The following is a 7590-nucleotide window of genomic DNA, read 5'->3' as shown; positions in this document are numbered from 1 at the left end:
AGTGGTTTGAGAGAGTCCCGTAAGTTCGACCGCCTTAGGTCGTGGTACTAGTGTCATGTCTCTATTCTAACAATTATGAAAAGACTTTACTAGACTTTATGACACTTTGCATAACTGTCTACTAACCTCCATTACCTCAGCAATTCTGAGAATGCCCTCCACAATACTTTTCTCCGTAGGAATGCGGGTACCATTTTTGGTTGCCTCTGCCCAACTAAAGTGACCACCAGTGATAATCGCCTCCGATAGGTAAACCGTTTTGTCATATCCAGGCAACTGAATTGGACCAGTCTTGTCAGAGTTAATCTTAATTAAGTCAGATTGTTGTTGATCCTTAGGTGCGTTATTGGGTTCACTGCCTTCAATTTCAACATGGTCACAGAAGACGTACCAGGTTTTTAATGGTGGTGTGCCTAAAGCAACATTGGCCAGGACAACCTGAATATGCTTATTCTCTGCTGGCTGATCCGATGTAATCTCAAACTCAGTGTTTGCCTTGACGAAAACTTTTTGTGAGTCTTTCAGCTGATAGGACTGTTGGGTGCTTGTTTTAAACACAGTATCGCTCAGTACTCTTAGCCTAATCCCTGTCTGTGGGCTAGTGCCTCGACTGTCTGGTGTCTTAGATTGTTGCGGAAGTACAACATTAGTCGGTAACTGAGTGCCATTGGGGAGTTGTACAACAGCAGACTTCCCCACAGACACTAATTTGCGATCAGCATCATCTTGCCAGCGACGAGCAAATTCAGTGAGCACTGATGGCGATTGCTGTTGTTGCAGCCAAGCTAGTGCTGCATCTTGATGAGGTAGTTTCCCATAACCTCTGAGCAGATCCAGGAACTGAATTGATCCGGTGTTGGTTGGCTGTTGCCAATTAACAGAAGTTTGTGGACTGGCAAACTCTAACGGTTGATCGAGCATTCCTTGGTAATACAGATACCAAACAATTGCTGCTGCTCCGATCTTGTGCCCTTGACCATAGGAGTCATTACTGTTGCCTACCAGGGATTGATTCCAATGCTGTGAGCTACTAAAGTGATTGGTGCCATTCCAGAGGTACTCGGAATTATTCCCCCCCTTAGCATCACGGAAACCATTCCACAGCTCAAACCCCCATAGCATTGCTGCGATTGAGTGGTCTTTGGCAGTGTGGAACTGTTTCCAGCGCAGTGCATCAATGGCACTCTCAACAAAGGTGTATCCTTGTCCGTTAGCTGGTGGAGCAATGGGTCGTCCTTGTGGGTAGCGAATTGTTCTATTAGTTAAAGAATCGCCATTGTGCAAGTGAGCGTCTCGAAAGTCCAGCTCTCGATAGTGCAAAATTCCGACAAACCACCAAGGCACTCCCGTTTGCCGTTCCACAAATCCGTAGTCTCCTCGCCGTTGGAGGATTTCTTGAGCAATGCGGCCAGTTGGCTCTAGGCAGCTTCGCCTGAGCTGACAAGTCGCAAAAAGTTGTTCATATTGAGGTTTGAGTGTACGAAGCCGGAAATCGCTAGACATTGTTATTTTGACTTTAGGACTAGATACAACTGTTAGGGAGTGTTCTTTTGGGGTGAGGTACAAAATCTTTGGTTTTAGGGAGTAGGGAGTAGGGAGCAGGGAGCAGGGAGCAGGGAGCAGGGAGCAGGGAGCAGGGAGCAGGGAGCAGGGAGCAGGGGATTATTTTTATAACTGAATAATATCCAATTTAAATGGGCAACAGCTTACCAATTACTAATTACCCTCAATCATCCCATTAATCAGTAACGCCTGTTTTTTATTGTATCTTTATTTTTTGTATTGATGGTATTTTAGCTATTATTTTTATGATTTAAGTAATTTCTTTTAAAGCGTTTTTTTGGTAATAAATAAAAATGTTATATAGGTAAAAATACGGTTTTTTATTAGTAGTATTAGATAGTAATAAATTCATAAATCGCTATTCCCTATTCCCTATTCCCTATTCCCTACTCCCTATTCCCTACTCCCTACTCCCTACTCCCTAAGACTACCGTATAATAATATAATAGATAAAGCCTAGTCTTGATTCCCACTGTCAGCCAATCTATTATGCTTAAAAGTTCTTTGCCAAAATCCTCTCTGAGGACTGAGCAACCTCCAGACTGTGAGATATCCCAGTTATCCCCTACTTCCTTGACCCTGATCGCTGATTTCTTTAAAGTCTTATCTGAAGTAAGTCGCTTGCAGATTATCTGTTGTCTGAAGTCCGGCTCAAAAAATGTTAGTCAAATTATCGAAGAAACAGGCTTAGGTCAAGCCAATGTATCCAAGCATTTAAAAATCCTGGCTAAAGCAGGGATTGTAACTCGCAATCAACAAGGAATCAATGTCTTCTACCAAATAGCTAATCCCTTTATCTTTGAGCTATGTGAGCTAGTGTGTGATTCCCTGTCACTGCAAATAGAGCAACAACATCAACAGCTAGAGCAACTCAAAGCGATGCAGCAATCTTTTTAGTGACCTTGGTAATTGGTAATTGGTAATTGTGATTACTCCCGAACTATTGCCCATCATTCAACTCCAATTCCCCTCCCGTTATACCCGTTCGCGCAGCGTCGGGCTTTGCCCGAAAGGGTTAGCGGGAGATGGGGCAAACAGCTATGGGTTGACGTAGTGTCTCGAAAGGAGAATCGCTACGTCAACGCACACATACTTGATAATTAATCCTTGATAATTAATCGCTCTTCTATAGCTTTCCAAGGATTCCCTAAAAGCCAAGACAACACCCCAGTAAGAAATGCGATCGCAAACCATACCCATGACCGATATATTATAATAACCACAGACAGGATAGCAATCAGCAACAAGGCTACTTGCACTACCAGGGAAATCAACTTCTGGCGACTACCATCACCCTTTTTAATCCCTGATGATTGGCTAATCTGTTGCCACCAATAAAATAGTTCTAAGGATTTATTCAAGACTTGATAGATCAAACTACTACCGAAGCCTGGAGTGCGATCGCCTAATACAGTGATCAGCATATCTCGCAGAATCAGGGCAGCTCGGGTAGCGAGATTTGTGAGGATAGTACTGGGAATATCATTTGAGAATGTCTCTGAACCCACCTGGTAATGGTTGAGAAAGAACTTTTCTTTACCCTGGGGTAAGGAGTCAATGCTTTTCCTAGCTAATTCCTGAGCTGCTAGTAGACTAATGGTTTCACTAAAACTACCCTCAACTAGACTATACTGGGGTATTGTGGTTTGACTTGTGGTTAGACTATCGTTAGGAGCAGCAGGTTGAACTCGCTGGTTACTCCACTCTAGTTGTTCAGAAATTTCATCTTCAATCACATTCTGTAGGTCAGTGCTGAGAATATCACGATGTCCTTCCAAGACTAAATCATCCAGTATTGTTTTAATATCAGCTTCAGAAAGATCTGGATTAGGAGTTGCCAGCTTACGTAGATGATCTTTAATTTTATCCTGGTGATCAGCCGTAGCGTTAGGGAAAGACTCTTGAATTAAAAAATCTAAGTACTGTTCTTTAAACTGATCAAATTCTTCTCCCGCTTCAGGAATGTTATATTCTTGAGCTTGTCGTTTCAAAAAATTAGGAAACTTAGCAATACCTTCAGGAGTAAGTAAAGCTTCCACTATCCGGTTTAATCCGTCTAAGCGCCCCCACATAATATCATTGGAACGCCAAGACTTTTTAAAGAAACCGCCAAAAGCATTTAAGGTATTTCCCGCGAGTTTACTATCTAATTTTTGCCCTTTACCAAAACCTAGCTGAGCATCATCTGGACTAATCCGAATCGTCTCGATCAGGTCTTTTTCCTCAATTTCAGATAGATACTCAAAGGGATACAGAACTTGATCGAGTTCTCGAAATCGTTTAAAACGAGTCAATATTTCTTCAGACTGATTTAGCCCACTTAGTTCAATGAATTTTTCTGATGCTTCCTCTATCTTGCACAAAACGGAGGAGTATTGTTTTCCATTATTTTCATTATCGTTATCTTTATATTTTTCAGCAAGCCAGATTTTTTGAAGTTGATTTGGTTCTTGCTCTAGTTGATTAACTTTTTGCTGAAATTGTTCAAAAATGCTGGAAATTAGTGGCTGGGGCAACCAGTCCATGGTGGTTTTTCCAACTGTCTGGGTTTCAGATTTAGCAGCTAATTGTTCTGCTGCTTCTGGTAATTTTTGCAATAAATAGGCTGGGACTTTTTCTAAATAAGATTGCTGATGGTTTTGTGGTACAAATTCTGCTAGCCCCTCAGCATCGAGCAAGAAACGGTATAACCGGAGTAGACGGTTGTAAATCTGACTACGCAGATTATCCGTAGACTCTGAACTTTGATTCGTTTGAAAGGATGATATCAGGTCATAGAAGGATTGACTAACCTGGGGATGATTCAACAGCTTAGTTAATGCCATCTTAAGGACTTCTAGGAGTTTAATGTGACGACCTAGCCTTAAGGCTAGGGATTGGAGCGTTTTATACTCTGATAATGATGGATCCTGATTCATCAACTGACAAACTTTTTTAACGATATAGAAGTGCTTCCTTAAGGCATATTCGATATCGAGATTGCTAATCTGTTGACTAGGGTCTTGGAGAATAATGTCGTGATTTTCCCGTTTTTCCGGTTCAGTAATGTGTTGCGTCAGTAGCTTAGCTATTTGATCTAAAAGGACTTGCTTGTTTAAGGTTTCTTGGTAAGATTTGGTGCTACTGACTTGAGACATTCTCAAGACTAGAGGTAATGTGCGATCGCGTAAGCTAATCAGACGACTACGCCAATAAATTCCCGTCTCAACTGGGAGCGTTGTCTGTTGGGAGTTGTCAGCCTTAGCAAATAAGGGGGATTCCGCATCTGCTAGTAGAGACTGGTAGCGCTGGATTTTCTGGTTACGGTCTTTGATTAACCCCAAATCATTACTAATACTTTCATAGGTCGGTATTCCTAACAACGACTCCTGGATCACCTCCCAGACATCAGGCTTTGGCATCTGATTAAACTTTTGGCTGCCAGCAAAATTATCTGGACTGGGATCGATATAAAATAACTTGCGCTCAACTGGATAATAGTCGGCACGATAATACATTTCTTTGATGGTATAACTGAAAGGCCGATTATCTAGCACCCCTCCATCCACAAAGTGCAATTGATACCCACCGGTTGGAGGGGTTTCCGGTAACTTGCGATTGTTAAGGATTCCCCATTCTACTAACTTGGCATCGACCTGATTGCTAGGATTATCTAACTCAACGGTAACTACAGGGAAGGCAACTGGAAAACACGATGTAATGCGACACAGTTTTGCCAGAGCTTGATAGGTGTCTTTGACAGTGGAATGGTTTGGGTTTAAATTGGGATTAAAGGGCTCTTTGCGACCTTGACGGTGCTTGAGATGAAAGATAGTGCGGTGGTCTTTAAGATCAATCACCCGTCCGGTATCATCAAAAACGGTATCAACCCGTCCTATAACATCAGTTCCTGTCACAAATAAATCTAATTCATTAAACGAAGATACCCACTCGTCTGAGGGTGCTTTCTTTTTATTAATCTGCCCTTGTTCAAAGGCTTTAGCTAGGGCATCTTGATAGTAGCCCTTGCCATCTAAAATAGATTCCCCATCATTTTTACCTTGACTAAGGCTAGGTTGATGCATGAGCTTGCGGATGTTGCCATTTTCCCGCCAAATTTGGGCAAAGTTTTCAAAATCGATTACTTCATCCTGACTACTATTGGTCAAAGCGTAGCTAAGCAGAACCCCATTAATCCCTCCCGCTGACGTGCCTGAGAGAATATCAACAACAATATCAGAATCGGTGAGAGCTTTAACAAGTTTATAGATACCTCGACCGCGAACAGCATTATAAAATTCTCGGCAAACACCGTTCATATAAATGGCTAGAGAGACTCCACCATAAACCACTAGTCCTAAGCGCAGTTCTCTGCTAAATTCTGGCTTGCGAAAGTTTTGGCTAGACATAACATGGCTCTCCAATTAGGGACGTTACCGTGAGTTACTAGCTAAATAGTACTGAACTGCTGCTGACACAACCTGCGGAAATCATCCCCCCGATGTTCAAAGCTTTGGTATTGGTCAAAGCTAGCACAGGCGGGAGAGAGCAGGACAACACCCGCATTATACTGTTGAGCTAGTTCTGCTGCTCTTGGTACTGCCTTCGCCATAGTTTCCACAATTTCGTAACTGGAGTAGCCAGCTTCCTTAAGGCGTGTTGCAAAAGCAGGTGCAGCTTCACCAATTAGTAAGACAACCGCTGCTTTGAGTTTAATGGTCTCAATCCAACTGGTATCATCACCAGCTTTGGCTTCACCACCAGCAATTAGAATAGTCGGTGCAGCTACTGAGGCTAAACCGACTTGAGCCGCATCATAGTTGGTGGCTTTACTATCATTGATGAAGTCTATCCCCTGCCAGGTAATCACCTTTTCTAGGCGATGGGGCACACCAGGAAACTTGGCAATGGCGGATGCGATCGCATTTTTCTCAATTCCTGCCAATCGTGCTGTTGCCACTGCCATTAATAAATTTTGTCGATTGTGATCTCCGACCATCTGTAAGGATTTCACTGGCAAGATCGGTTCTGAGTCTGCTATCACCCAGTCATCTTGGATGTAAGCCCAAGGTTGAAAATTCCTGTCCCCCTGACCACCTGTGATACTGATCCAATAGGCATCAGGCCAGTAGTTTACGCCCAAATTACCCAGGTAAGGGTCATCCCCATTGATAACTTGTAACTGGGAGCGACGCAGTAAAGATGCCTTGATGTCATAATAGTTTTCCAGGGTTTTGTGGCGGCTGAGGTGGTCAGGGGTCAAGGTTGTCAAGACACCAATACGAGGAGCAAGGTCTTTGGAAGATTCGATTTGGTAACTACTGATTTCCCCAATTACCCAATCGATTGGGGATGTTTCCTGGGCTTTGCCATTGATTTCTGGTGCTAGCAGGAGTTCGCAAGCCGCATAACCGATGTTACCGCAGGCGGGGGCATGGAAACCAGCTTCTTGAAAAATAGCAGCAATCAGGGAGGTGGTAGTAGTTTTGCCGTTAGTACCAGTAACAGCTACCCATGGACAGGATTGGAGATAACGCCAAGCTAGTTCAATTTCCCCTATGGTTTCAATGCCTTGGGTCCTGGCCGCAACTAACACTGGTATATCCCAGGGAACACCAGGACTAACTACAATTAGCTGGGGTAAGTCTGAAGAGTCTAGGGTTAGGGAATAACCCAGTTTAAGGTTAATTCCGTCTCTGGCAAGCTGTTGTTGTTGGTGTTGCCAGTCTTCTGGGGTATAACGTGCAGCGATGCGTTCAGGGCTAGCGGCATCGCTGAGAGTGACATCCCAACCTTCTTTTCTTAGGAGTCTTGCGGCTGCAAGACCTGACCGTCCTAATCCAATAACATCAGCCTTAGGCATACTTTGATTGGTAGTGCATCTGATGGTTTGCCGTTTTAACTATACCAGTTATAGGGGTTTTAACTTGGGTAAGTTACTTACGCCCTTGGGATTTTAGAGAGTAGGGAGTAGGGAGTAGGGAGTAGGGGGAATAAACTTGACTTTATCTTATAAGTATGATTAACGCTATAATTCTTTATTACTTG

Annotated in this window: 5 protein-coding genes; 2 read left to right on the top strand and 3 right to left on the bottom strand. The window is 43.1% G+C overall.

The genetic code is table 11. The features are described 5' to 3' along the window. Positions 1–96: 96 nt before the first annotated feature. Positions 97–1503: a hypothetical protein gene (locus tag F6K64_RS13095; RefSeq protein WP_287265540.1), complete on the bottom strand. Its 1407-nt coding sequence runs from the start codon at positions 1501–1503 to the stop codon at positions 97–99. Positions 1504–2052: 549 nt separating this feature from the next. On the opposite strand from F6K64_RS13095, the gene F6K64_RS13090 reads away from it, so the two are divergent. Further along, positions 2053–2460 (top strand): ArsR/SmtB family transcription factor, encoded by a 408-nt coding sequence (locus F6K64_RS13090; RefSeq protein ID WP_287251228.1) that lies wholly within the window; start codon positions 2053–2055, stop codon positions 2458–2460. 19 nt (positions 2461–2479) lie between these two features. Further along, on the top strand, positions 2480–2617 hold the full coding sequence (locus F6K64_RS13085) for a hypothetical protein (protein WP_154659748.1): 138 nt from the start codon (positions 2480–2482) through the stop codon (positions 2615–2617). Positions 2618–2663: 46 nt separating this feature from the next. On the opposite strand, the gene F6K64_RS13080 is transcribed toward F6K64_RS13085, so the two are convergent. Further along, positions 2664–5951, bottom strand: coding sequence for a patatin-like protein (locus F6K64_RS13080; protein WP_287265539.1), 3288 nt, complete (start codon positions 5949–5951; stop codon positions 2664–2666). A gap of 41 nt (positions 5952–5992) precedes the next feature. Next, on the bottom strand, positions 5993–7405 hold the full coding sequence (murD, locus tag F6K64_RS13075; RefSeq protein WP_008182378.1) for a UDP-N-acetylmuramoyl-L-alanine--D-glutamate ligase: 1413 nt from the start codon (positions 7403–7405) through the stop codon (positions 5993–5995). Between the last annotated feature and the right edge of the window lie 185 nt (positions 7406–7590).

The organism is Moorena sp. SIO3A2 (genome assembly GCF_010672265.1).
Lineage (GTDB): Bacteria > Cyanobacteriota > Cyanobacteriia > Cyanobacteriales > Coleofasciculaceae > Moorena > Moorena producens.
The sequence above is the reverse complement of the archived record's forward strand: the minus strand, read 5'-3'. Positions and strand labels throughout refer to the sequence as shown.

Coding starts and splice junctions, on each gene's coding strand:
- murD (WP_008182378.1), bottom strand. CDS start 7,405: ATGCCTAAGGCTGATGTTATTGGATTAGGACGGTCAGGTCTTGCAGCC.
- F6K64_RS13090 (WP_287251228.1), top strand. CDS start 2,053: ATGCTTAAAAGTTCTTTGCCAAAATCCTCTCTGAGGACTGAGCAACCT.
- F6K64_RS13080 (WP_287265539.1), bottom strand. CDS start 5,951: ATGTCTAGCCAAAACTTTCGCAAGCCAGAATTTAGCAGAGAACTGCGC.
- F6K64_RS13095 (WP_287265540.1), bottom strand. CDS start 1,503: ATGTCTAGCGATTTCCGGCTTCGTACACTCAAACCTCAATATGAACAA.